The organism is Oceanospirillum sp. (assembly GCF_982874595.1).
Window position 1 is genome coordinate 1 of the sequence record NZ_CEYNZH010000022.1, and the last position, 26,256, is coordinate 26,256.

Annotated in this window: 21 protein-coding genes; 10 read left to right on the top strand and 11 right to left on the bottom strand. The window is 50.6% G+C overall.

Features of this window, described 5'->3' with window-relative positions; translation table 11 throughout:
- Positions 1-289 precede the first annotated feature (289 nt).
- From glyA to AC4GL5_RS10820, 9 genes are all read left to right on the top strand, one after another.
- Positions 290-1,546, top strand: coding sequence for a serine hydroxymethyltransferase (gene glyA / locus AC4GL5_RS10780; RefSeq protein WP_490382791.1), 1,257 nt, complete (start codon positions 290-292; stop codon positions 1,544-1,546).
- A gap of 156 nt (positions 1,547-1,702) precedes the next feature.
- Entirely contained in the window at positions 1,703-2,206 is a 504-nt protein-coding gene (nrdR, locus tag AC4GL5_RS10785) for a transcriptional regulator NrdR (protein ID WP_490382792.1), read from the top strand.
- A gap of 8 nt (positions 2,207-2,214) precedes the next feature.
- Positions 2,215-3,351 carry a bifunctional diaminohydroxyphosphoribosylaminopyrimidine deaminase/5-amino-6-(5-phosphoribosylamino)uracil reductase RibD gene (gene ribD, locus AC4GL5_RS10790; RefSeq protein ID WP_490382793.1) on the top strand — a complete coding sequence of 379 codons (1,137 nt, stop codon included), beginning with the start codon at positions 2,215-2,217 and terminating at the stop codon, positions 3,349-3,351.
- The gene (locus AC4GL5_RS10795; protein ID WP_490382794.1) at positions 3,351-4,013 is read left to right on the top strand and encodes a riboflavin synthase; all 663 of its coding nucleotides are present in this window, start codon (positions 3,351-3,353) and stop codon (positions 4,011-4,013) included. Before ribD ends, AC4GL5_RS10795 begins: the two co-directional genes overlap by 1 nt.
- Positions 4,014-4,029: 16 nt before the next feature.
- Entirely contained in the window at positions 4,030-5,151 is a 1,122-nt protein-coding gene (gene ribBA / locus AC4GL5_RS10800; RefSeq protein WP_490382795.1) for a bifunctional 3,4-dihydroxy-2-butanone-4-phosphate synthase/GTP cyclohydrolase II, read from the top strand.
- 63 nt (positions 5,152-5,214) lie between these two features.
- A complete protein-coding gene (ribH, locus tag AC4GL5_RS10805; protein ID WP_490382796.1) occupies positions 5,215-5,682 on the top strand; it encodes a 6,7-dimethyl-8-ribityllumazine synthase in 468 nt (155 codons plus the stop codon).
- 50 nt (positions 5,683-5,732) lie between these two features.
- Positions 5,733-6,230 (top strand): transcription antitermination factor NusB, encoded by a 498-nt coding sequence (nusB, locus tag AC4GL5_RS10810; protein WP_490382797.1) that lies wholly within the window; start codon positions 5,733-5,735, stop codon positions 6,228-6,230.
- A gap of 5 nt (positions 6,231-6,235) precedes the next feature.
- Positions 6,236-7,240: a thiamine-phosphate kinase gene (gene thiL / locus AC4GL5_RS10815; protein ID WP_490382798.1), complete on the top strand. Its 1,005-nt coding sequence runs from the start codon at positions 6,236-6,238 to the stop codon at positions 7,238-7,240.
- Positions 7,237-7,713 (top strand): phosphatidylglycerophosphatase A family protein, encoded by a 477-nt coding sequence (locus AC4GL5_RS10820; protein ID WP_490382799.1) that lies wholly within the window; start codon positions 7,237-7,239, stop codon positions 7,711-7,713. The genes thiL and AC4GL5_RS10820 overlap by 4 nt, the downstream gene beginning before the upstream one ends.
- 97 nt (positions 7,714-7,810) lie before the next feature.
- On the opposite strand, the gene AC4GL5_RS10825 is transcribed toward AC4GL5_RS10820, so the two are convergent.
- From AC4GL5_RS10825 to AC4GL5_RS10875, 11 genes are all read right to left on the bottom strand, one after another.
- Positions 7,811-8,473, bottom strand: coding sequence for a TetR/AcrR family transcriptional regulator (locus AC4GL5_RS10825; RefSeq protein WP_490382800.1), 663 nt, complete (start codon positions 8,471-8,473; stop codon positions 7,811-7,813).
- 241 nt (positions 8,474-8,714) lie between these two features.
- Positions 8,715-10,136 (bottom strand): FAD-dependent oxidoreductase, encoded by a 1,422-nt coding sequence (locus tag AC4GL5_RS10830; RefSeq protein ID WP_490382801.1) that lies wholly within the window; start codon positions 10,134-10,136, stop codon positions 8,715-8,717.
- 67 nt (positions 10,137-10,203) lie between these two features.
- A complete protein-coding gene (gene gltB / locus AC4GL5_RS10835) occupies positions 10,204-14,658 on the bottom strand; it encodes a glutamate synthase large subunit (protein WP_490382802.1) in 4,455 nt (1,484 codons plus the stop codon).
- A gap of 319 nt (positions 14,659-14,977) precedes the next feature.
- Positions 14,978-16,630, bottom strand: a complete 1,653-nt coding sequence (locus tag AC4GL5_RS10840) for an AAA family ATPase (RefSeq protein ID WP_490382803.1) — start codon at positions 16,628-16,630, stop codon at positions 14,978-14,980.
- A gap of 158 nt (positions 16,631-16,788) precedes the next feature.
- The gene (aroB, locus tag AC4GL5_RS10845) at positions 16,789-17,883 is read right to left on the bottom strand and encodes a 3-dehydroquinate synthase (RefSeq protein WP_490382804.1); all 1,095 of its coding nucleotides are present in this window, start codon (positions 17,881-17,883) and stop codon (positions 16,789-16,791) included.
- Between the two features lie 11 nt (positions 17,884-17,894).
- Positions 17,895-18,416, bottom strand: a complete 522-nt coding sequence (gene aroK / locus AC4GL5_RS10850; RefSeq protein WP_490382805.1) for a shikimate kinase AroK — start codon at positions 18,414-18,416, stop codon at positions 17,895-17,897.
- Between the two features lie 25 nt (positions 18,417-18,441).
- A complete protein-coding gene (locus AC4GL5_RS10855) occupies positions 18,442-20,436 on the bottom strand; it encodes a type IV pilus secretin PilQ (protein ID WP_490382806.1) in 1,995 nt (664 codons plus the stop codon).
- Positions 20,437-20,533: 97 nt separating this feature from the next.
- A complete protein-coding gene (locus AC4GL5_RS10860; protein WP_490382807.1) occupies positions 20,534-21,085 on the bottom strand; it encodes a pilus assembly protein PilP in 552 nt (183 codons plus the stop codon).
- Positions 21,078-21,722, bottom strand: coding sequence for a type IV pilus inner membrane component PilO (locus AC4GL5_RS10865; RefSeq protein ID WP_490382808.1), 645 nt, complete (start codon positions 21,720-21,722; stop codon positions 21,078-21,080). The genes AC4GL5_RS10860 and AC4GL5_RS10865 overlap by 8 nt, the downstream gene beginning before the upstream one ends.
- Positions 21,722-22,288: a PilN domain-containing protein gene (locus tag AC4GL5_RS10870; RefSeq protein ID WP_490382809.1), complete on the bottom strand. Its 567-nt coding sequence runs from the start codon at positions 22,286-22,288 to the stop codon at positions 21,722-21,724. The genes AC4GL5_RS10865 and AC4GL5_RS10870 overlap by 1 nt, the downstream gene beginning before the upstream one ends.
- Entirely contained in the window at positions 22,275-23,351 is a 1,077-nt protein-coding gene (locus AC4GL5_RS10875) for a pilus assembly protein PilM (RefSeq protein ID WP_490382810.1), read from the bottom strand. Before AC4GL5_RS10875 ends, AC4GL5_RS10870 begins: the two co-directional genes overlap by 14 nt.
- A 224-nt stretch (positions 23,352-23,575) precedes the next feature.
- Between AC4GL5_RS10875 and AC4GL5_RS10880 the strand changes: the two genes are divergently transcribed.
- Positions 23,576-26,188, top strand: a complete 2,613-nt coding sequence (locus AC4GL5_RS10880) for a penicillin-binding protein 1A (protein WP_490382811.1) — start codon at positions 23,576-23,578, stop codon at positions 26,186-26,188.
- The last annotated feature ends 68 nt before the right edge of the window (positions 26,189-26,256 follow it).

A 26,256-nucleotide genomic window follows, 5' to 3' on the forward strand; every position in this document is an offset into this window, starting at 1 on the left:
CGGAAACCCCGCTTCAGTCGAAGCGGGGTTTTTTTATGCCCGGAAGAAAAGGGCGATGCGTTTGAGCCGGTAGCCCAGTACGACGTCTGAACTGACCAAAACCGCTTTTCGTAGAGGTTAGAGAAGGTGTTTCCCTAAGTTTTACAGCTTTAACACCTTATGTTGAATCATTCGACAGTCAAAAGTTATTCTTTTCAAGTGAACCTAAAGTACAAGTGGGTTAGAATCCGTTTTTCCAGTTTTTGAGCGGATTTATCCGACGTACTCAACATCAGGTTAGAGGTAGAGAATGTTTACACGTGATATGACCATTGCAGGCTATGATGAAGAGCTGTGGACTGCGATGCAGTCAGAAGCGGTTCGTCAGGAAGAACACATCGAGCTGATCGCATCTGAAAACTACACCAGCCCTCGTGTAATGCAGGCGCAGGGTTCCGTTCTGACAAACAAGTATGCTGAAGGCTACCCAAACAAGCGTTACTACGGTGGTTGTGAGCATGTTGACGTTGTAGAAGATCTGGCAATTGATCGTGCTAAAGAACTGTTTGGCGCAACCTATGCAAACGTTCAGCCACACTCCGGTTCTCAGGCTAACGCGGCTGTATACATGGCGCTTTGTAAGCCGGGCGATACCGTACTGGGCATGAGCCTGGCACACGGTGGACACCTGACTCACGGTGCGGCGGTATCTTTCTCTGGTCGTATCTACAATGCGGTTCAGTACGGTTTGCACCCTGAAACTGGTGAGATCGATTACGCTGAAGTTGAGCGTCTGGCTGAAGAGCACAAGCCTAAAATGATCGTTGCAGGCTTCTCTGCATACTCCCGTGTTGTTGACTGGCAGCGCTTCCGTGATATAGCGGACAAAGTAGGTGCGTACCTGTTTGTCGATATGGCACACATCGCAGGTCTGGTTGCTGCAGGTGTTTACCCGTCTCCAGTTGGTATTGCTGATGTGGTAACCACAACCACTCATAAAACTCTGGGTGGCCCTCGTGGTGGTCTGATTCTGTCTGCACGTGCTGACGAAGATCTGCAGAAGAAGCTGAACTTTGCTGTATTCCCTGAGTCCCAGGGTGGTCCTCTGATGCACGTTATCGCGGCTAAAGCGGTATGCTTCAAAGAAGCGATGGAGCCGGAGTGGAAAGCCTATCAGGCACAGGTTGTTAAGAATGCTCAGGCGATGGCTAAGACCTTCATGTCTCGCGGTATCAAGATTGTTTCTGAAGGAACTGATGATCACCTGTTCCTGGTTGACCTGATCGATAAAGAGTTCAGCGGTAAAGATGCTGATGCGGCTCTGGGTCGTGCAAACATTACCGTGAACAAGAACTCTGTGCCTAATGACCCTCGCTCTCCGTTTGTTACTTCTGGCCTGCGTATCGGTACTCCTGCTGTAACCCGTCGTGGTTTCAAAGAAGCAGAAGTGACTGAACTGACCAACTGGATCTGTGACATTCTGGACGACATCAACAATGAAGACACGATTAACGCGGTTAAAGATAAAGTGAAGGCGGTTTGCCAGCGCTTCCCTGTTTACGCTTAATTCGTTTTTTTGTTGTAAGAATAAGCCCGGCTATATGCTGGGCTTATTTGTATCTGCTGACATTAAAGGTAAAATGAAATCCGTTGCCAGTGGGTATAAGCTGTTTCATATTGAGCTGTCGCTGGGAATTACCCCATAAGATAACCAGAGCCTACTATGTATTGTCCCTTCTGTGGTGCGCAGGAAACAAAAGTTACAGACTCCCGATTGGTCGCTGATGGCGATCAGGTACGCCGTCGCCGTGAGTGCCTGAGTTGTGGTGAGCGTTTCACTACCTATGAAACGGCAGAGCTGGTCATGCCTAAAATCGTGAAACACGATGGTAAACGGGAAGCTTTTGATGAGGCTAAACTTCGTGCTGGTATGCAGCGCGCTCTGGAAAAACGTCCGGTCAGCACAGAATCATTTGAAGCCGCTATTGAGCGCATTCGTCAACGTCTTCGAGCCCGCGGAGAGCGTGAAGTGGCATCCCGCCTGATTGGTGAAGAGGTAATGGCCCAGCTGCGTTTGCTGGACCAGGTAGCCTATATCCGTTTTGCTTCGGTGTACCGCAGTTTTCAGGATCTTGATGAGTTTCGTGCCGAGATTGATCGTCTTGCTCAGGATCCACCGTTCAGCCGTGGTGAGCATTTGTCCGGAAAAGACGACTCCTCTTCATAGGCTTTAATATGAACACTTCTGACAATCTTCTGATAACCGATGTCGGTTTTATGGCTCGTGCTATTCGCTTGGCCCGTAAAGGGCATTTCACGACGTTTCCCAATCCTCGGGTGGGTTGTGTATTGGTTAAGAATGGTGTGATTATCGCTGAGGGCTGGCATCAGAAGGCCGGGGAAGGTCATGCCGAAGTCAACGCACTGGCTCAGACTGATGACGCCTTTGGGGCGACGGCCTACGTAACACTGGAGCCCTGTTCTCATACTGGCAGAACGCCACCCTGTTCCGATGCTCTGATCAAAGCAGGCGTAGCTCGTGTGGTTATCGGGATGCAGGACCCTAACCCCTTGGTCGCGGGAAATGGTATCCGAAAACTGCAGGCGGCCGGAATAGACGTGCGCAGTGGTGTTTGTGAAGCTGATGCAAAAGCACTGAACCCCGGTTTTATCCAGCGTATGACAGAAAAACGTCCGTTTGTTCGTGCGAAACTTGCCTGTAGTCTTGATGGCCGTACTGCTATGGCTTCCGGTGAGAGTCAGTGGATTACAGGCCCTGCTGCCCGATCACAGGTTCAGCAATTGAGAGCCGTCAGTTCCGCTATCATCAGTGGAGTGGACTCCGTAATTGCCGATGACAGCGCGCTGACGGTTCGCGCCGAACAGTTAAAGCTGCCGGATGCCGAACAGATCGCTCAACGCCAGCCGCTGAGGGTTGTACTGGATAGTCGTCTGCGTTTACCAGAAAATGCCAAAATTTTGCAGCAACCGGGTGAAACGCTGGTTGTGTTTACTGAGCCGAATGCAGATAAGCGACAGCAGCTTGAGAAAGCCGGAGCAGTTTGCCTGCAGCTACCTGCAGATGAGGGCCGTGTCAGCCTTGCAGCGCTGATGGATTACCTCAATCAGCGGGAATGCAATGAGGTACTGTTGGAAACCGGTGCCACCCTGGCCGGAGCTTTTGCAGAAGCAGGTTTGATTGATGAATTAGTCGTTTTTATGGCTCCGACCCTGTTAGGCGATAGTGCCAGAGGCTTGCTGAATCTGGATATCACAAAAATGGCAGATCAGAAGCGTCTTGAGCTTAAAGATTGCCGTATGGTGGGTTCCGATATGATGATAACCGCCCGTTTTACAGGAAAATCACAATAATGTTTACCGGAATTATCGAAGCGGTTGGTACAATTGAGAGTTTACAGCCTGCAGGCGGCGACTATCGCGTCAAGGTTGCCGTTAATACTCTGGACATGACAGATGTTAAGCTGGGCGACAGTATTGCTGTTAATGGCGTTTGTCTGACGGTAACCGAGTTGTATGGCAAAGGTTTTTGGGCGGATGTCTCTCTGGAGACGGTTCGTCATACCTGTTTTAAGAACTATCGCCCCGGACAGGCGGTAAATCTGGAAAAGGCGATGATGCCGACCTCCCGACTGGGTGGCCATATCGTCAGTGGCCATGTGGATGGCGTTGGTAAAATTCTGGAGCGTCGGGAAGATGCCCGCTCTGTACGTTTCCGGGTACAGGCACCGGAGCCTCTGCTGAAATATATTGCAGATCGCGGCTCAATAACGGTAGAAGGCACAAGCCTGACCGTGAACGGTATTGAAGGTGATGTTTTTGAACTCAATATTGTTCCTCACACGCTGGCAGAAACTGTTTTGCAGGGTTACACCTCGGGCCAGTCAGTACATTTAGAAGTAGACCTGATCGCACGCTATCTTGAGAGGCTCATCAGTAAATCTGAGCCGGCAGAAGCACCGAAAAGCGACATCAGTCTCGAATTTTTAGCTCAGAACGGTTTTTACCGTGGCTGACCGCTTAGGAATGAATATGCAACTGAACACTGTTGAAGAGTTACTGGAAGATATCCGTCAGGGCAAAATGGTTATCCTGATGGACGATGAAGATCGTGAGAACGAAGGTGATCTTGTTATTGCTGCGGAGCAGGTGCGTCCGGAAGACATTAACTTTATGGCGAAGTACGCCCGTGGTCTGATCTGTCTGACCCTGACCCGCGATCGTTGTGAACAGCTGAAGCTGCCTCTGATGGTCCAGAGTAATGGCGCTCAGTTCTCCACGAACTTCACCCTGTCTATTGAAGCAGCTGAAGGTGTTACCACCGGTATCTCGGCTGCGGATCGTGCTCATACCGTTCGTACTGCGGTGAAACGTGATGCGAAGGCTGAAGATATTGTACAGCCGGGTCATATCTTTCCTTTAATGGCGCAGCCTGGCGGTGTTCTGAGTCGTGCCGGTCATACTGAAGCCGGTTGTGATATGGCGCGTATGGCGGGCTTTGAAGCGGCGTCTGTGATCGTTGAGATCATGAACGAAGACGGTACCATGGCGCGTCGTCCGGATCTTGAGCTGTTTGCTCAGGAGCACAATATTAAGATTGGTACTATTGCGGATCTGATCCACTACCGCACCACCAACGAACATACTGTTGCCCGTGCTCAGGAAGGTGTTATGGCCACGGAATACGGTGACTTTAACTATGTCACCTATACCGATGAGATTCAGGGTTGTACCCATCTGGCGATGACACTGGGCGACATCAAAGCGGATGATCCGGTGATGGTACGTGTTCATAACCGTACTGAAGTACTGCGTGATGTGGTGGGTGCTATCCCTGCTGACGAGACAGAGCGTAAATGGACCATGCGTAAGGCTCTGGCAAAAGTTGCTCAGGAAGGCAAAGGTGTCGTTCTGCTGCTGGATAGCAATGAGCGTATTGATATCCGTGATTCTGTTGATCTGATTCAGAATGGTCGTCAGCAATCGAAAGTGAACGTCAGTGCTTCCGGTGCTTATCTGACCGTCGGTACGGGTTCTCAGATTCTGCGTGATCTGGGTGTCGGTAAAATGCGCCTGCTGAGTTCTCCGATGAAATTTAATGCGATCTCCGGCTTTGACCTTGAGATCGAAGAATATATTCCCTGCGAAGACTAAGCCGCTTTCACATTGTAGAGACGGTTTCTTTCCGGGTAAAACGAAAAGTATCAGGACAAAAAAATGACAATTAAATTTGTTGAAGGCAATTTCGTAAACTGTAACGGCCAGTACGCTATCGTTGTGGGTCGTTTTAACAGCTTTGTGGTTGAGCATCTGGTTGAAGGTGCTATTGATACACTGCGTCGTCACGGTGTTGATGAAGCGAATATCACTGTTGTTCGTGCACCGGGTGCCTGGGAACTGCCACTGGTTGCCAAGAAAGTGATCGAAAAACAACAGCCGGATGCTGTGATCACACTGGGTGCGGTGATCCGTGGCGGAACGCCTCACTTTGAATATGTTGCCGGCGAATGCTCAAAAGGTCTGGGTCAGCTGTCTCTGCAAACCGGTGTGGTTATCACTAATGGTGTGCTGACAGTTGATACGATCGAACAGGCGATCGAGCGTTCCGGCACCAAAGCAGGTAATAAAGGTTCTGAAGCGGCTCTTTGCGCTCTGGAAATGGTTAGCCTGTTCAATACCCTGTAATTAAAGAATTAATTCGGTAATTTTAAAACTTAACTCGCGGTTACTCCTCAATGTCCCAAGGTAAAAAAACCAGTAAAACTAAAGCTCGTCACGCTGCGCGTCAGCTCACTGTACAGGGTCTGTATCAATGGCAGATGACAGGTGCGGCTCTGCAGCAGATTGAGCTTCAGATTCGTGCTGCTCGTCCGGATGATGCGCTGGAATCTCACGAGGATATTACGTCAGCAGTTGAGATCGCCGATCTGGCGTATTTCAATGAACTGCTGCATAACATTCCTCAGCAGAAAGCAGATCTGGATAAAGAATATGCAGCTCTGCTGGATCGTCGCGTTGACGAGCTAGACCCTGTTGAGCTGGCAATTTTGCGTATGGGCACCTACGAGCTGAGCAAACGTATTGACGTTCCTTACCGTGTGGTGATCAACGAAGCCGTTGAGCTGGCAAAAAGCTTTGGTGCGACCGAAAGCCACAAGTACATTAACGGTATTCTGGACAAGCTGGCGATTCGCCTGCGTGCTGCAGAAGTTGCCGAGCGTCGTAAGGGCTGATTCCTTTGGGTGAGTTTGAGCTGATCCGTCGCTATTTTGCTGCCCCTGCGCTTCAGCAATCCCGTCGGGATGTCTGTGTCGGGATTGGTGATGATTGTGCGTTAATCGCGGTCCCTCAGGGTAAACAGCTGGCGGTGTCTGTGGATACCTCGGTTGCCGGAGTTCATTTCTTACCCGAAGCTCCGGCTCACAGCATTGGCTGGCGTGCTCTGGCGGTTAGTCTGAGTGATTTGGCCGCGATGGGTGCTCAGCCAGCTTGGTTTACTCTGGCGATCAGTTTGCCTGATGTTGATGAAAGCTGGTTGGCGGAATTCTCCCGTGGCATGGCCGACCTGAGTCAGCGCTATGGCGTTGCCTTGATCGGCGGTGATACTACTCGTGGACAGCTTTCTATGAGTGTGCAGGTTCAGGGTTATGTGACTCCAGGCGCTGCATGGCGTCGTAACGGTGCCAAACCGGGTGATATTATCTATGTTTCGGGTAGGCTGGGTGCTGCTGCTGCGGGACTGCGTATTGCGCAGAACTTAGTGGCCGAAGGTTTATCAATACCGGATCTTACAGTGCTCAACGATGACAATTGCGGGATGCCCGAGAGCGATGTTGTTGCGCTTAAGTCCTATCTTTATCCCACGCCACGATTTGATCTGATTCCGATGCTTTCCAGTCGGGTCAGCAGTGCGATAGATATCTCAGATGGTCTGTTATCAGATCTTGGGCATTTACTTGCCGCCAGTGGCGTTGGAGCTAACCTGGATCATAATCGTATCCCCTGCTTTGATCACCTTGATATGGCAGCTGAACTTTGTTCAGAGAGCGCTTTATCTGGCGGTGATGACTACGAACTCTGTTTTACAGTTTCTCCTCAGCGCCGTCTTGAACTGGAAGTGGGTGCTGAACAGAGCAGGATTTCACTATACCCTATCGGTATGGTGACTGCGCATGAAGGAATTCGGGGCATTCCGTCAAATTTATCGACAGGATTTGATCATTTTAAGGGGAATAAACAATGAATCGTGCCCCTTCAAGTGTGTGGCGTAATCCCATCCACTTCCTTGCTTTTGGTTTGGGGAGTGGCGCAGCGCCTTGGGCTCCCGGTACAGTAGGGACCGCAGCTGCCATTATCCCTTATCTTTTATGGGTTCAGTTTCTGTCTCCGGCCTGGTTTATCGGTTTGCTGCTGGTGACGTTTATTATAGGTGTCTGGCTTTGCGAGCGTACCTCTGAAGACTTAGGGGTACACGATCACTCAGGGATCGTCTGGGATGAGTTTGTCGGTTACTGGCTGACTATGTTCCTTGCCCCGCAGGGTTGGGAGTGGGCGCTGGTAGGATTTGTTCTGTTCCGCTTCTTTGATGTACTGAAGCCTTGGCCTGTGAAATGGGCTGATCGTCGAGTGGCTGGCGGTTTTGGTATTATGATTGATGATATCCTGGCCGGCGTATACGCTTGGATCTGCATGCAGGTCCTGATCAGGCTCTGGTAGCACGCGGGATTCTCGAACGAATATTATGAAGCCAATAAAAAGGCCGGAGCAAATGCTCCGGCCTTTTTGTAGCCAGTATAGATAACAAGGTAAGCCTTTAATCAGGTTCGCGGCGGTTCAGGCAGCCGTTTTCCAACAGTTTGCATTGATGTGCTGCCAGATCCATCCAGAATGCCTTGTCAGGCTTAATGCCCATAGTAACATCTAGATTAGGAGCCATCAGGAAAGGCTGGTTCATTAAGCTGAGAATGCTGATGTGAAGCATTTTAGGGTCTAATTCAGGATTCAGTACGCCACGCTCCTGCATTTTGCGTAGCATGATCTCCATAGGTCGACACTTCTCACGGAATCTCTGCTGGATAAAGTCATCTTCCAGAGGGCCGTCTTCAAATAGCAGGCATTTCAGAATGACAACAATAAAACCAGGATACTCTGACATCAGCGCATAGTAGCGCTGGAAAAAATCAGAGAAGCTTTCCGGCGGGTTATCTACGCCATCCAGCACCAGCTGATGCAGGGGCTCAAATGTCTCGATAAACATCGCCTGGAAGAGACCTTCTTTATTACCGAAGTAATAATGGATCATCGCCATGGTCGATTGTGCTCGGGCTGCAATCTCACGTGTGGTGACCTGTTGATAGTTCTTTTCGATAAAACAGGAACGCGCTGAGATAATCAGATTTTCTCGAACATTACGGGCACTTTTACTGGTCGGTCGACCACGCTTTTTAGCTTTTACGGGTTTAAATTCTGCATTCATGGGGGCTACGTCTTTTAATCGTGTGATTAAAAGCTAGAGTAGAGTATTTGGACTAGAATTAACAGAGGGGAAAATCAGTCATTATCGAAAGGTTTGATTAATTTAATCGACCTGTCAATAATTCAGCACGTTGTCGGAATGAATGAAACCGACATAAAAAAACCGCACGGAACCAGGGTTGATTCCAGTGCGGCTTGCAGCTGAAAGATCCCGAAGGATACTTCCATTATTTTACGGCGTTTTAAACATCCAGATAGTCAAGAATGCCTTCGGCGGCTTTGCGGCCTTCATCGATGGCTGTTACCACCAGATCGGAACCGCGCACCATATCGCCACCAGCGAAGATCTTAGGATTGGTGGTCTGGTACGGGAAGCGAGCTTCTGCTTTTGCGATCACGCGGCCACTCTCATCTGTTTCGATCTTGTTGCCTTCAAACCAGTCCGCGGGGCTTGGACGGAAACCGAAGGCCACCAGAATAACGTCTGCCGGTACAATCTCTTCAGAACCCGGTACAACCTCAGGGCGGCGACGGCCGTTGGCATCCGGCTCACCCATGCGGGTAGAAACCATCTTGATACCTTCAACCTTATCTTCACCGACAATAGCCACCGGCTGGCGATTGAACAGGAATTTTACGCCTTCTTCTTTCGCGTTTTGAACCTCGCGCTTGGAGCCCGGCATGTTGGCTTCATCACGACGGTAAGCACAGGTCACAGACTTGGCTTCCTGACGGATAGAGGTACGGTTACAGTCCATCGCGGTGTCACCACCACCCAGAACGATAACGCGCTTACCTTCCATGCTGATGTACTCTTCCGGAGACTTCTCGTAACCCAGGCAGTGGTTTACGTTGGAGATCAGGAAATCCAGTGCAGCGTGGACACCCGGCAGGTCTTCACCCGGCAGTCCGCCATTCATGTAGGTATAGGTACCCATACCCATGAAGACCGCATCGTAATCACTCATCAGCTGATCGATAGTAACGTCGGAACCGACCTCGGTATTCAGTCGGAATTCGACCCCCATATCGGAAAACACTTCACGACGGCGAACCATCACGTGTTTCTCCAGCTTGAACTCAGGGATACCAAAAGTCAGCAGGCCACCGATCTCAGGGTTCTTGTCAAAGACAACCGGTTTAACACCGTTACGAACCAGAATGTCGGCACAGGCAAGGCCAGCGGGGCCAGCACCGATGATGGCAACTTTCTTGTTGGTCCAGACTACTTTGGACATATCCGGACGCCAGCCCATGGCAAAGGCGGTATCGGTAATGTACTTCTCAACAGAGCCGATGGTGACAGCGCCAAAGCCACCTTCACCCAGTGTACAGGAACCTTCGCACAGACGATCCTGTGGGCATACGCGACCGCATACCTCTGGCAACGAGTTGGTGCTGTGGCACAACTCTACCGCTTCCATGATGTTGCCTTCTGTTGCCAGCTTCAGCCAGTTTGGAATGAAGTTGTGTACCGGGCATTTCCACTCGCAGTATGGGTTGCCGCATTCCAGGCAGCGGTGTGCCTGAGTGGCAGCATCAACGGGCTTAAAGGGTGCGTAGATCTCTTTGAACTGCTTTTTACGCACATTAGCCGCTGTTTTTTTCGGATCTTTACGACCCACGTCGATAAACTGGAAATCGTTATTCAATTGTTCAGGCATAGCCGCCTCACCTCATTAAAAACCTAAATTCACAAAAATCTGCATCGTTGAAGGCCAGAGCCCTGAATTACTCAGGGCGCTGACGTGTACTATCCAGCAGACTGCCAAGGCTTGCTGCTTTAGGCTTAACCAGCCAGAAGTGGCGGTAGTAGTCGAAGAAGTTATTCAGAACTTCCTGACCCCACTTGCTACCGGTTGCTTCAACAAATTCAGCGATAACGCTGCGCAGATGGTTGCGGTAGGCTTCCATCGGCTCAGAGCTGATACGGTGGATATCGACCAGCTCGTGGTTGTATTTATCTACAAAAGTACGGTCCATATCCAGTACGTAGGCAAAACCGCCTGTCATACCTGCACCGAAGTTGTACCCGGTATCACCCAGAACCGTTACCAGACCACCGGTCATATATTCACAGCAGTGGTCACCGGCACCTTCAATCACGGCATGGGCGCCTGAGTTACGGACAGCGAAGCGTTCACCAGCCAGACCTGCTGCAAACAATTTGCCGCCGGTAGCACCATACAGGCAGGTGTTACCGATAATAGAGGTTTTCTGTGACTCAAACGGGCTACCAGCAGGAGGTGTCAGCGTAATGCTGCCGCCGTTCATACCTTTACCGACGTAATCGTTGGCATCACCTTCAATGTAGAGATTCAGACCTTTGGCATTCCAGACACCGAAGCTCTGACCCGCAACGCCGGTCAGTTTCAGGGTCAGCGGGTTCGGCATACCTTTGTCGCCCCAGCGTTTGGCGATTTCACCAGACAGGCGGGCGCCGATAGAACGGTCGCAGTTGGTCACTTTGAACTCGAACTCACCGCCTTTACCATTTTCGATAGCGGACAGGGTTTCTGCAACCATACGCTCAGCCAGAGAGCCTTTATCGAAGGGCTCGTTCCGGGCTACCTGGCAGGTCTGAGGCGCATCTGCTGGTACAAAGTCGTTGTTCAGCAGGTTAGTCAGATCCAGGTTCTGAATCTTAGCCGGTGCTTCTTCATCGCTGATTGCGGTCAGCAGGTCGGTGCGGCCGATCAGGTCTTCAAACTTGCGAACACCCATTTCAGCCATAATTTCGCGCACTTCTTCAGCCACAAAGCGGAAGTAATTTTTCACCATCTCAACGGTGCCGATGAAGTACTCTTCGCGCAGCTGTTCGTTCTGAGTGGCAACACCAGTCGCACAGTTGTTCAGGTGGCAGATACGCAGATATTTACAGCCCAGAGCAACCATAGGGATCGTTCCGAAGCCAAAGCTTTCCGCACCCAGAATGGCACCTTTAATCACATCCAGACCGGTTTTCAGACCACCGTCTGTCTGAAGGCGTACTTTGTCTCGCAGGTTGTTGATCCGTAGCGCCTGATGCACTTCCGGCAAACCCAGCTCCCAAGGTGAGCCAGCATGTTTAATCGAAGTCAGAGGACTTGCCGCAGTACCGCCATCATAGCCGGAGACCGTGATCAGGTCTGCATAGGCCTTGGCAACACCCGTTGCAATGGTGCCGATACCCGGCTCAGATACCAGCTTCACAGAAACCAGCGCATCCGGATTCACCTGCTTCAGGTCGAAGATTAGCTGTGCCAGATCCTCAATGGAGTAGATATCGTGGTGCGGTGGAGGCGAGATCAGCGTGACGCCTGGTACGGAGTGACGCAGACGGGCAATCAGAGCATTGACCTTGCCGCCCGGCAGCTGACCGCCTTCACCCGGCTTAGCACCCTGTGCCACTTTAATCTGCAGCACTTCAGCGTTAACCAGATAGTGGGGTGTTACACCAAAACGACCGGAAGCGATCTGTTTGATCTTGGAGTTCTTCAGCGTGCCGAAGCGTGCGGCATCTTCACCACCTTCACCGGAGTTTGAGCGGCCGCCCAGTTCGTTCATCGCCTGAGCCAGTGCTTCGTGGGCTTCAGGAGACAGCGCACCCAGCGACATTGCAGCTGAGTCAAAACGGCGCAGAATGGATTCTGCCGGTTCAACCTCAGACAGAGCGATCGGGCTGGAGGCTTTATTCACTTTCAGCAGGTCACGGATGGTCGCTGCAGGGCGCTCGTTAACCAGCTTGGCGAAACGTTTGAATGCTTCGTAGCTGCCGGTCTGAACTGCTTCCTGTACCGCTTTAACCACATCCGGGTTATAAGCGTGATATTCACCACCGTGTACGTATTTCAGCAGACCGCCTTGACCGATCTTCTTGCGCGGGTTCCAAGCCAGAGAGGCCAGCAGTTCCTGCTGCATCTGGAAGTGTGCGAAGTCAGCACCCTGAATGCGGGTCGCTACCCCTTTAAAGCAAAGGTCGCAAACCTCTTCTGACAGACCCACGGCTTCAAACAGTTGCGCGCCACGATAAGACGCGATCGTGGAGATGCCCATCTTGGACAGAATCTTCAGCAGGCCTTTCTGGATACCGCGGCGGTAGTTTTCACGAATCTCAGCCGGATCACCCTGAAGTTCACCGGTACGTTGCAGGTCAGCCAGAACGTTGTAGCTTAAGTAAGGGTAAATGGCAGTCGCACCAAAGCCGAACAGTACAGCCATCTGGTGAGAATCACGGGCCAGACCGGTTTCAACAATCAGGTTGGAATTACAACGCAGACCTTTTGCCCCCAGATATTTGTGCACGGCACCTGTCGCCATAACGGCATCAATTGGCAGCAGACCTTTTTCAATCTCGCGATCAGACAGTACCAGTACCACTTTGCCGGAGCGAACCGCTTCTTCAGCTTGCTCACAAACGTTCTGAATCGCCTGCTTCAGGCCCGTGGTTTCAGGGTTGTACTGCAAACTGAGGGTGTGTGCAGGGAAGCCTTTGTCGTCCAGCTGTTGCAGTGACTTGAATTTGCGGGGCGAAAGAACCGGTGTTGTCAGAACGATACGGTTTGCGTGATCAATACTGTCTTCAAAGACATTCAGCTCGGTGCCCAGACAGGTTTCCAGCGACATTACGATCGCTTCGCGCAGAGGATCGATTGGCGGGTTGGTAACCTGAGCAAACTTCTGACGGAAGTAGTCCGTCGTCAGACGGTTCTTACGGGACAGAACGGCCATTGGGGTGTCATCCCCCATGGAACCTACGGCTTCCTGACCCTGTTCCGCCAGAGGTCGCAGTACCTGATCACGCTCTTCAAAGCTGACCTGGTACATCTTCATATGTGCCTGCAGTTCTTCCTGAGTAACCGGCTCAAAGTTCGGGCCCTGGATCTCACCCAGAGTGGATTCCAGGAAGGTCGCTTTCTCACGCATCCACTGTTTATACGGATGTGCAGATTTCAGACGGTTGTCGATATCTTCACGGTGCATTACTTCACCGGTTTCGGTATCCACCACCAGCATGTGACCCGGAGCAACACGGCCTTTAGCAACAACATCTTCCGGCTGGTAATCGTAAACACCGATCTCAGACGCCAGTGTGATATAGCCGTTCTTGGTGATCACCCAGCGCGCAGGACGCAGACCGTTACGGTCCAGCATACAAACCGCATGACGACCATCGGTCAGTACCAGACCGGCAGGGCCATCCCAAGGCTCCATGTGCATAGAGCTGTATTCGTAGAAGGCACGCAGATCCGCATCCATGGTGTCGTTGTTCTGCCACGCAGGCGGAATCATCAGACGTACGGCTTTAAACAGATCCATACCGCCGGTCAGCAGCACTTCAAGCATGTTATCCATACTGGACGAGTCAGAGCCTGTGGTGTTCACCACCTGATCCAGTTCATCAAGATTCAGAATATCGTTGTTGAAGTTGCTCTTACGGGCATTTGCCCAGCTGCGGTTAGCTTCAATGGTGTTGATCTCACCGTTGTGCGCCAGATAGCGGAACGGTTGAGCCAGAGGCCATTTAGGAGCGGTATTGGTAGAGAAGCGCTGGTGGAATACGCAGATCGCGGTTTCAAGACGCTCATCACCAAGGTCTTTATAGAACTTAGGCAGATCTGCCGGCATCACCAGACCTTTATAGGAGATGACCTGAGATGACAGGCTGGCAACGTAGAATTCGCTGTCATCCTGCAGAGCCATCTCGGCTTTGCGACGCGCCATAAACAACTTAACGGCCAGTTGCTGTGGGTCCATTTCGGGAGCGTCAACAAAGACCTGTTCAAACTGTGGCAGACAATCAAGTGCCATAGGGCCACAAACAGAAGTATCGATAGGAACCTGACGCCAGCCGACGACGCTCAGACCTTGGGCTGTAATTTCGTTAGTTAGAACAGAACGGGCGTTTTCAGCCTTAGCCTGATCCTGTGACAGAAATACCATGCCGACACCGAAGTGCTGGGAAAGCTCAGCGTTAAACTGTTCTTTTGCAATGGTGCGTAGGAAGGAGTCGGGTTTTTTCAGCAGCAAACCACAGCCATCACCTGTTTTACCATCAGCAGCAATACCGCCACGGTGCGTCATACAGGTTAGTGCTTCGATCGCTGTCTGTAACAGATCATGGCTGGCATCGCCATTCATGTGAGCGATCAGGCCGAAACCACAGTTATCCCTAAATTCGTCAGGGTGATACAGACCAGTTCTCATAAAGCTAACTCTCGCTAGTACAAAAAAATCGTTGTTGTCTGCCCCAGAAACTTCTTGTTTTGTCTTTAATTATTAATCGATATGCGTCTTCCGTTAGACAGGTTTCTTTGAGGCAAAGGGAGAGAGATTCTACACAGCTGAAGGCAGAATCTCAAATGTAAGTTTGATTTCAGGGGCGGTTATGGCGGTTAACTGCGGTTAAGTTGTCGCAAACGTGCGGCTAACGTCTAAAAAGAGAGGTGTTAATGTGTGTAAACGACGCTACCTCTGCATAGTTGAGTGTAGCGTCGCCTGATCTTGAATCAGGGGTTCTAGGGGGTTATTTCTTTTGTATATCGGACTGAACACTGGCGATACTTCGTGCCCATGGTTTTCGGTCCTGAAGTTCTTTCGACAGATTAGGGATGCTGGCAATAGCCGCATCGCGGTCATCAAACTCGCCGTAGATGACTACGAACCAGGGTTTGCCCTGATAAAGAGTTTCGAAATAGCGCACATTGGCTTTGTTTTTCAGGCCGTCAATAAAACGGATTGCATTGCTTTCAATATGGCTACCCAGTACTTGAAGCGTATACTGAGTGCGCTTTAGTGCCATCAGCTCTTTTTCCTGCTTGTATGGGCTCACCGGTTTGGTGGCTGGCTTTTCAGCAGTCTTGGGCGTTGTGGTCTCCGGTGTTTTTATCGCGGACTCTGCTGTTTTAACCGGCTCTTCTGGTTTGGGCTGTTCCGGTGCCTTCTCAGCGATCAGTGTCTGTTCTTTCTGGTTCGGGACGGCCGATGCTGTCGTTGAGGTACTTTCCATACCCAGAAGGGCTGCATCGGCTTCGCGTTTACTCTTCTCCTCGGGCGCTTCTTCCTGATCAGGGTAAACCGGCTTGATAATGGTAACGGCCTGCTCTTCTTCGATTTTTGCTGAGGCTTCTTCAGCTTCGGCCAGCGTCTCCTCGGCAGGGCGAGAGAGTCGGTTGAGGTCGGTCAAAGGCGTGTTTTCAGCAACAACAGGCTCTTTTTCAAGCCCCATTAGTTCATCCTGATACAGGTAAGCTGCTCCCAGAAGACTGGCAACAATAGCCAAGGCCGCCACATGCCATATAGGCACAGAAGAGCGTTTTGGTTTGGTGGGTGTGCTTTGCTCTGCTTTGGGAGTCTTTATCCGGGATTTGTTTTTCTTCTCGGTTTTGGGTTTGACTTTAGGCTTAGGTGTGATGCTGGCGATTTTTTTCAGGCCTTCCGGGTCGCTGAGAGCCAGGTTAGCCATATTGTTGATCTGGCCGGGTACACCGCCACCTGCCCGAATAATATCGGCTTTAGCGGTTTCGCTAATCTGGCCGGTCAGACCAGCAGCGCTAAGACGGTAGTCGAGATAACCCCAGGCTTCTTCGGTGGTCATAGACTGGAGCGCTAAATGGTGACCGATGGCGTTAAAGCGTTCTTTTAGACGTGACCCTTGCAGAGTATCAATTAGTGGCTCTTCGCCAAGCAGAAGAATATGAGGACGTTTATGATCGTCATCATCAGAGAGTAGTATCACCATCAGCTCAAGTGTTTCCGGGCTAAGCAGATGTGCGTCATCAACGACGATCAGGCAACTGTTGCCTTCTTTGTGCAGAATACTGAAATGCTGCTTCAGTCGGACCAGGTATTGATTAAGGTCGCTATTGTTATCAAGGCCCAGCTGAAGGCTTTGATTGAGGGCTTGCATAAAGGCCTGGGGCTGAGAGACCTGCTCCTGTTCGAAGTCACAGATTTGAACGCCCGAGTCCATACCATCAATGACTTTACGTTTGATGAGCGTTTTTCCGGATCCCTGTGGACCGGTAATAGTAAGCAGCAGGCTACTGTATCGGCTCAGGTGTCCGATCAGCTCAATGACTTGTGAGTGTTGTTGTGACGGAAAAAACAGTGATTCTTCAACCACGCCCTCGGTGAGTGAAGGGGTAATATTTGTGAAGGAGAAATTATCCCCAGACATACCGGAATCCTTATCGTTACTGTTTTTTCCAAACATAGGTTTTTAATCCCACTTTTTTCATGCAAAGGTTCAGCTGATAAGCATCAAATAGTACCTATCGGAACAACCCCGAACCCTTGATGATAGGCGGTAATAAAAGCAACGGGAAGCCTAAAATATTAAAAATCCCCGAGTTTTTTTCCTGCAGTGAGTGTTTGTTGTAAATTTGTTTCTGAGAAGCGATCCGTAACCACCGCCTGACCCAGAGACTGCATCAGTACCAGCCTTAGATTGCCATCCAGAACTTTTTTGTCGACCAGCATATGGCCAATAAAGTTGTCAGCACTCATATCCTCTGGCGGCACTACGGGCAGATCAAAGTCCTGCAGGATTTTTTTGATCCGCTTGCAGTCTTTATCGCTGAGCCAGCCTTCACGCTGAGACAGGTCTGCTGCCATCAGCATACCGGTCGCAACTGCTTCACCGTGCAGCCATTGACCATAGCCCTGTTCTGTTTCGATGGCGTGACCAAATGTGTGGCCCAGATTTAGTGTCGCGCGTACGCCACCTTCCAGCTCATCCAGAGCAACAACGTCGGCTTTATTCTGACAGGAGCGGTGTATCGCTTCTGATAAAGCGGCAGCGTCTTTAGCTTTTAGCGGCGCGACATTGTTTTCCAGCCAGCTGAAGAATTCAGGATCGCGGATCAGACCGTACTTAATCACTTCGGCAATCCCGGCGGCCAGTTCACGCTCCGGTAGGGTCTGCAGGGTGTCGGTATCTGCAAGTACCAGCTGCGGCTGCCAGAAGGCACCGATCATATTTTTACCCAGCGGGTGGTTAACGCCGGTTTTGCCACCCACGGAGGAATCTACCTGAGACAGCAGAGTGGTCGGGATTTGAATAAAGTTCACGCCGCGCTGATAGCTTGCTGCTGCAAAGCCGGTCATATCGCCGATGACGCCGCCGCCCAATGCGATCAGGGTGCAGGTGCGGTTAAAACGGTTTTCCAGCAGGGCGTCAAAGATCAGGTTAACGCTGTCCAGAGTCTTATAGACTTCCCCGTCAGGCAGAATGACTTCGGCAACCTGATACTGATCAGCAAGCGTTGCTCTCAGTTGTTCCAGATAAAGCGGTGCGACTGTTGTGTTACTCACAATCATCACCTGGCGGCCGCGTATGTGAGGCGCGATCAGTGATAAATCTGAAATCAGACCGCCACCGATATGGATCGGGTAACTGCGGTCGCCGAGATCAACGTTCAGGGTTTGCATGGTGTGTCAGCTCACAAGTTTTTTAGTTTTTTGGTTATCAGACGAACAACACTTTTGGGAGATTGGCGATCTGTTTTAACAATCAGGTCAGCGGCTTCGCGGTAGAGAGGATCGCGAAGCTCAAACAGACTCTCCAGTACGGCTTTGGGGTTGTCGTTTTGTAACAGTGGGCGATTTTTATCTTTTGAAGTGCGCTGGAGTTGTTGCTCAATCGTGGTATGCAGATAGATAACGGTACTGCTTTGACTGATGGCGGTGCGATTCTCCGGGCGCATGATGGCCCCGCCACCGGTCGCCAGTACGATAGGGCCTTCTTCCTGCAGCAGTTCAATAATGGTCTGGGTTTCCCGACGGCGAAAACCCTCTTCACCTTCAACATCAAAAATCCACGGAATATTAGCGCCGCTACGGCCTTCTATTTCGCGATCTGAGTCAAAAAAAGGCAGGCCCAGTTCAGTGGCCAATAAGCGGCCAATCGTACTTTTGCCGGCACCCATGGGTCCGACGAGAACAATGTTATGGTTATATTGCATCGCATTTAGTGCTGAATGAATCGGGTCAGTTCAGGCTGACGCTATCTTCAATCAACCTGGGCGTAATAAATATCAGTAATTCTACTTTTTCCTGGGACTTTTCGGAACGACGGAATAGTGCTCCGAGCAGAGGAATATCACCAAGTACCGGAACTTTAAAATTCTGATCGAAGCTTTCCGAGGTGTAAATGCCACCTAAGACAATGGTTTCACCATCATTAACTAACACCTGAGTTTCAATGGCGTTGGTGTCAATTGCCGGTGCGCCATCATACTCCTGATTGCCCAGAGCGTCCTGAGTGATCTTAAGATCCATAATGATATGTTCATCCGGGGTGATCTGAGGCGTGACCTCAAGTGCCAGTACGGCATCTTTAAAAGCGATCTTGGTACCGCCGGAGGATGATTCTTCACGATAAGGGATCTGCTTACCGGATTTGATCATAGCTTTACGTTTGTTAGCGGTGATCACTTTAGGCTGTGAGATGATTTCGCCTTTGCCTTCGCTGGCCAGGGCGGCAAGCTCCATATCAACAAGGACGCTGGAGTCTGCATAGCCCAGGGCAAAGGTGCCAGTTCCCGGATTGATGTTGGTGTACCCGCCTGAGCGAGCGGCCAGGTCCAGTGTTAAGCCATTACCCCCAACCGCTGCCTCACCTTCCTGAATAGCGTTACTGCCCCCGCCTGTCCAGCGCACACCTAGGTCACTGCTGAGATTGCTGCGGGCGATGACAATACGGGCTTCAATTAAGACCTGTTGCACGGGTATATCCAGTTTGCGGACAACCTCTTTTATCGCTTCCATAGAGCTGGGCACATCCTGTAGAAGGATCGTGTTGGTGCGTTCGTCCACCAGCGCGCGGCCACGTTTGGAAAGCAGGCCAGGGCTGCCATCACTTCCGTTCAGAATCAGCGAAAGATCTGACGCTTTAGCGTATTTTATCTGGATGAATTCAGAGCTGAGGTTCGCCAGATCCCGGTTTTCCTGACGGGAAACCAGCTCTTTGCGCTCCCGCTCGGCCAGCTCGTCAGCAGGGGCGACCATAAGTACATTGCCTGACTTGCGGCTGGCCAGGCCTTTGCTTTCCATCACCAGTTGCAGCGCCTGATCCCAAGGCACCTGTTCCAGTCTTAAGGTAACCGAGCCTTGAACACTATCGCTGGTAACCAGGTTGAGCTTGGTGGTTTCAGCAATAATCTGCAGTACCTGACGCACATCGATATTCTGGAAATTTAGGGAGAGTTTCTTACCGGAGTAAGGGTTTCTCTTTTTCATCAGGGCTTCTTTTTCCACCGGCGTCAGTGGTTTGGCTTCCAGTGTCAGGGTTTTTCCGGTCTGGTAGGCCATATAGCTGAAGTCGCCTTTCAGCTGAAAGTCAAAGCGAGCATTATCAGACTGTTGGCGGGCACTGATGTTTTGAACCGGGGTTGCAAAGTCGGATACATCCAGTATCCGACGGAGCGCTTTTGGTAAGCTTGCCTGCTTTAGCTCCAGTCGTAGCGTCTTGCTGTCGGTTTCAGTTAGCTGGAAATCAATATCTGAGCGTTCAAGTTCAAGAACAAAGAGGCTTTCATTGTTTGGTCCACGGCGAAAATCAAGATCGCGAATGCGAGGCAGCCGGTTGTTAGACGATACTGATGTGGGTTTCAGGAGGCGTTTGCCCCCTGCGACGGTCGCCGGTGCTAATTGCCCGATGATGACTTTAACTTGAGAGCCCTGAGTTCGCGTCTGAAAGGATGATGATTGATCCAGTTTGACGACCAGTCGTGTTCGGTTCCCGGCCTGTATACCAGTAACACTCTGGATCATGGATTGATTAAACTGATAGCTTTTTTGTGGCAGATGATTTTCGGTATTGAAAAGGTCAATAATCAGCCGGGCCGGATTGTCTATCTGATAACTTTGGACACGGGCAGCGGGTTTGTCCAGTTGTAGAGTCAGTTCTGCCTGCCGGTTTTCTGTCGTTCGAAGATCCAGCGATTTTAGTGCAGAAGATGCAGCAAACACGTCAGCGCTCATCAGAGAAGTGATGAATCCGCAAACGAGTACGAGTAGCAGGCGTGACAAGAGGCCTGGCAAAAGATAGGGAGCTAGCGTGAAACTATTCTGAAGCCTGTTATTCATCTGATTGTGTCGCCATCGTAAGCTGTCTTGGGCGTTTGATCCATCCGCCCTGTTCGTCCTGAACGGTTTCTTCAATTAAAACGGTGTCTTCTGATATGTCGACCACTCTACCAAAATCTTGCCCTAAATATTGGCCTTTTGTGACTTTATGTATCCTTCCACGGCTGTCGTCAATCAAAGCTGAAGGGTATTTTTCATCAGCAAACTGAAGGGTGCCTACCAGTGTCAGGCTCTCCAGGGGAATTTGCTCTAGGTCGCCTTTGACTCGCTTTGTATCCGGCCGGAACTGATCTGACATGTAGCGACCTGAAGAGGATTCCTGCTTTTCATAGAGGTGAAAAGGACTGCGCTGATCTGTACCTGAATAGAATACAGGTTGGTATTCCGGGCGTTCAGGCAGAGGATCTACCTGGCCTGAAGGCCGGTTGCGAATATCCTGCAGAGATTGCATCAGCTTTTGTTGGCTATCCCGGTTGCCGCAGCCTGTCAGCGCCACAGCGGCAGACAATAAAACGGTGAAACTCAGGATCAGGTGTTTATTCACGACCTGCCTCCTCAGATGGTTTATTTTGGTAGGCCATCGCTTCGACGGTTAATGTCAGCTGTTTACCATCCGGTTGAAGGGTGAAGTTATGTAACGTGACGATTCTTTCCAGTTGCGTCATGCCGCTTAGAAAAAGAGCCAGGTTATGATAATTACCATTTACTGTGAGTGTCAGTGGTTGGGCGCTGTATGCTTTTTCCTGTACTTCCTGATGAAGCTTTAACCCTCGGATATCAACACGGTATTTTTGAGCCTGTTCACCGATTTGTTCAATGAGTTCTGGAATTAGCTTTTGGGTCGGTAACTGAGCTGACAATTGAGTAATCTGTTGCTGGATATCCTGCATCTGTTGCTTGTAGGCGGGGAGGTTGGCCCCCTGGAACGCTTTGATCTGGTATTCCTGCAGCAGTTGTTTCTCCTGTGTTTTTGCCTGTTCCAGCTGTGTGAACTTTGGGGATAGATAGAGCAGGTAAGCGACGATTGCCGTGAGTATTACCGCGAATGACCAAGCGGTGATCTTCCCTGCCTTAGGCCATGAACCAGCGTTCTTAAAGTCGATCTCGCTCAGGTTGATCTGAGAAAGCTTGCCAATCAGCTCTTTCAGGCTGGTTTCTTTATCAGTGGCAGGTTTAGCCATTACTCTGCCTCCTGTTCAGCAGTAGGAGAGGGGGTCTTGTGTTCCATCTGTAGGGTAAAGTGATTGAAGTCTCTGTTGATTGAGCTGGCGCTGACATCTTTTAGCTGTGGGTTGATGAGAATGTCAGACTGGCTCAGGTTCCGTATCAGGGCCGCAATTTGACTGTTACCAGCCGCCTCTCCTTCGATGATCAGAGTGCGATCTTCCAGTTGAAGGCTTGTCAGATAGAGTTGAGCGCTGGTCGCATGGGCGATATTGTTCATAATATGAACAATATCACTCCGGTTTTGCTGGAGGCTCTGGACAATGTCTATCCAGGCCAGCAGTTGGTCTCGCTTCATACGTAAAGCCCGAACTTCCTGAATCTCGTTGTTGAGCACATTGATCTGGCTCTGAATCAGGCTATTGCGGCTGTTCTGAGTGTTGATTTGATAGTCGATCAGTTGTCCGGCAACCACCATGAGCAGAAAGGTGAGTAACCCAATCAAGAGTGTGATCTGAATAAAGGTTTTCTGTCGCTGTTTGCGTAGTTCTTCACGCCAGGGTAATAGGTTAATCAGCGGCATTGTCCAGATTCCTCATTGCTAAGCCAAAGGCTACCATCAGAGCCGGAGCATCATTATTTAAGGCTTCCTGGTTAATGCGCGGGTTGCTGGACGTCAGTACAAATGGGTTGGCGACGCTGGTCGGTGTGCCCAAGTGTTCCTCAACCATTTCAGCCAAACCTTCAGTGGCAGAGCTGCCTCCGGCTAACAGAATATAATCGATCTTATTGTAGGCACTGGAGGAGTAAAACAGTTGAAGTGCGCGGCTAATCTGTTGTTCTGCTGCTTGCAAAAATGGTAACAGGACATCCCGTTTATACTCTGCCGGCAGCCCCCCCTTTTTCTTGGCATAGCCTGCCTCACCATTGCTCATATTAAAGCGGCGCATAATTTCATCGGTCAGTTGTTTACCACCAAAAACCTGGTCACGGCTGTAGATAATTTCTTCGTGACGCAGCACGCTTAAGTTTGTCATGGTGGCGCCGATATCAACAACGGCGATCAGAGGATCAGGAGCTTTGACTTTTAGTCGGGGCAATAGCAGGGATACCGCTCTCTCAATGGCGTAATTCTCAACATCAACAACTTTGGGAATCAGACCGCCGTGTTTCAAGGCATCCTGCAGGTAATCCACGGTTTCAAGTCGGCAGGCAACCAGAAGTACGTCCTGTTTATTAGGGCGACCTTTGGTGGGGCCGATAATTTCAAAGTCGATGGCAACTTCATTAATCGGAAACGGAATGAACTGATCGGCTTCAATCAGGATCTGACTTTCCAGCTCTGATAGTGAAAGCGTGGCATCCATCTGGATGACGCGGGTGATCACCGAGGCTCCGGATACAGCGGCAACAGTATGACGGGTGCTTGGACGTGCGCGTTCAATCACCAGGCGGATAGCGTCTCCTACCAGCTCCGGTTCCTGAATTTTACGTTCAACAACAGCAAGGGGCGGCAGGGCAGCTACTCCGTAGCTTTCAATTTGAACCTTGCCGTTGCGACTACTGAGTTCCAGCAGTTTGACTGAAGAGCTGCTGATATCCAGCCCTAGCATGTTTTGTTTTTTGCCGCGTAAGAAACTAAACAAAGGCGCTGTCCTTGTGGCTTTTATTGGCCCTGGTGGGCTGATGTTCTTTGGCGATAAAACGTAAAGCCAAGTGTGTAACTGATTGTAATTATGATAATTAAATCGTTTTTAAACCGGTCACGCAATTGGAATCCTATATCTTTACCAGCCTATAATGGCAGCTTTGCTGTGAAAAGTGCAGCTTGGTTGATGAGTAACATCTTAACGAGGGAAACGACTGGCCCATGAATGCAACAAAAGTGTTTTTTAAGTGGTTGATCTACTTGCTGTTTGGCGGTTTTGCTTTCGGCACTGCGGTTGCATTCAGCGTTGTACTTTATCTGGGGCCACAGTTGCCGGATATTGAGCAGCTTAAAAATATTCAACTACAGACACCGCTGCGGATTTATACCCGGGATGAAAAGCTGGTGGCGGAGTTTGGTGAAAAGCGCCGGACCCCCGTCCAGTACGAGCAGATCCCTGAGCATTTTATTCAGGCGATTCTGGCGGCAGAAGATACCAGTTTCTATGAGCACTCAGGTATCGATATCAAAGGTTTGGGGCGTGCTTTTGTGCAGCTGGCGCAATCCGGCAGTATTCAGTCCGGTGGTAGTACCATCACGATGCAGGTTGCCCGTAACTATTTGCTGACGTTGGATCAGACGTTTACCCGTAAATTCAAAGAGATCATGATCTCGCTGCAGATGGAGAAAATTCTCTCCAAAGAAGAGATTATGGAGCTTTACGTCAATAAGATCTATCTGGGTAATCGTGCCTACGGTATCGATGCCGCTGCAGAGGTTTACTACGGTAAGGAGCTGGACGAACTGAGTCTGGCTCAGCTGGCAATGATTGCCGGCTTGCCAAAAGCACCTTCTCGCTACAACCCGATTATCAATCCGCGCCGCGCACTGCTTCGTCGTAACTGGATCGTGCATCGTATGCACTCGCTGGGAATGATTGACGAAGAGTCCTACGAAACAGCGGTACGTGAGCCGATTACCGCCCGTTATCATGGCCTTCGTCCGGAAGTTGATGCGCCCTATGTTGCTGAGATGGTTCGTTCTGAAGTTGCTGAAAAGCTGGGTGATGATATCTATACCGCAGGCTACAAGGTTTATACCACCCTGGATTCAAAGGCACAGAATGCGGCTAATTCGGCACTGGTAAAAGGTCTTTTGGATTATGATAAACGCCACGGTTGGAGAGGTGTGGTGCGTAGTGATATACCGGCGGCGCTGGAAGCCGATGAGGCCGACGAGTTCTCGGGCGAAGGTGAGCTGGATCTTGGGATCGAGCCTGAGGTCGATGCTGAAACCGGTGAGGCTGTGGTCAGTGAGGATACCAGCAATTGGCAGAAGGTGCTGCGTACTACTCCGACCTATGGCGAGCTGAAGCCGGTAATTGTCGCCACGGCTGAAGAACAGTTCCTGCAGGTTGTGAGTGAAGATGGCGCTTATATTGATATTCCATGGGATAACCTGACTTGGGCAAAACCCTATCATAATCCTTTCTGGAAAGGTCCAACCCTCAAAGAGACCAGTGATATTCTGAAGCGCGGCGATCTGATCTATATTGAGCCGGGTGAAGCGCCACCAGAGGAAGATAAAAAGCCAGAGGAAGCCGCAGAAAGTACAGAGGCCTCGCTTTTGGCCGATGGTGAGGCGTCCTCGGAGCCACAGCAATACTGGCAGCTATCCCAGATTCCTGATATTCAGGGGGCTTTTGTCTCCCTGTCCCCAGATGATGGCAGTTTGCTGGCGTTGGTTGGTGGTTTTAACTTCTACCAGAATAAATATAACCGGGCCTATCAGGGGGCCCGTCAGGCGGGGTCCATCTTTAAGCCCATTGTTTATACCGCAGCTTTGGAAAGTGGTATGACCCCGGCTACTATTATTAATGATGCGCCGGTGGTCTTTAACGACAAAGAGCTTGAATCAACCTGGCGACCGAGCAACTCCAGTGGCAAATTTTACGGTCCGACCAGATTGCGCCACGCACTGTATAAATCCCGTAATCTGGTATCCATTCGTATCCTGCGCTCCATTGGTGTCAGAAATGCCATCCGCTTTGCGACCCGTTTTGGCCTGAATCCCGATCAACTACCGCGGGACCTTTCCCTGGCTCTGGGCAGTGCGACGCTTTCTCCTTACGAGATGGCAATGGTTTATGCTGTTATGGCCAATGGAGGCTATAAGGTAAATCCTTATTTTATTGAGCGCATCGAGAACAGTGATGGAGACGTGCTCTATCAGGCTGAGCCCCAAAAGGTTTGTCGTGATTGTGAAGAGGGTGTCGAGCGTATTCAGGTTGGTGAGCGTTTTTATCCCGTTGCACCGCGTATCGCCGATGAGCGCAGTATCTATATCATGCACACTATGCTTAAAGATGTGATTCGTCAGGGTACGGGGCGTCGGGCTCGCTCGTTAGGGCGTTCTGATATCGCAGGTAAAACCGGAACCACCAACGAGCAGAAGGATGCCTGGTTTGCTGGTTTTAATCAGGATGTTGTCGCTGCCACCTGGGTGGGCTTTGACCAGCCCGCTACGATTGGCGAGTACGGGAGTAAAGCGGCGCTTCCAATCTGGGTCGACTTTATGGCGTCTTTTCTGGCTGGGAAGCCGGAACGAAGTATGGCTCAGCCCTCTGGCCTCGTGACTGTGCGAATTGATCCCGAAACCGGTAAGCGTGCCCGACCGGGGCAGTCCGATGCTATCTTTGAGGTTTTCCGGGTAGAAAATGTACCGGAAGAAGAGATGATTATTGAGCAGGTGAACCCGGCTGAGGCTCTTGAGGGGAGTGATGGGGAAGTACTTGTGCCGGCTGAAGACGCTCCAGCTCCTGAGTCACTGTTCTGATGAGGGCTGTTATGTGTCGCAATTTGCATTTTACCGGAGCCTGTATATTCAGGTTTCGGGCATGCTTA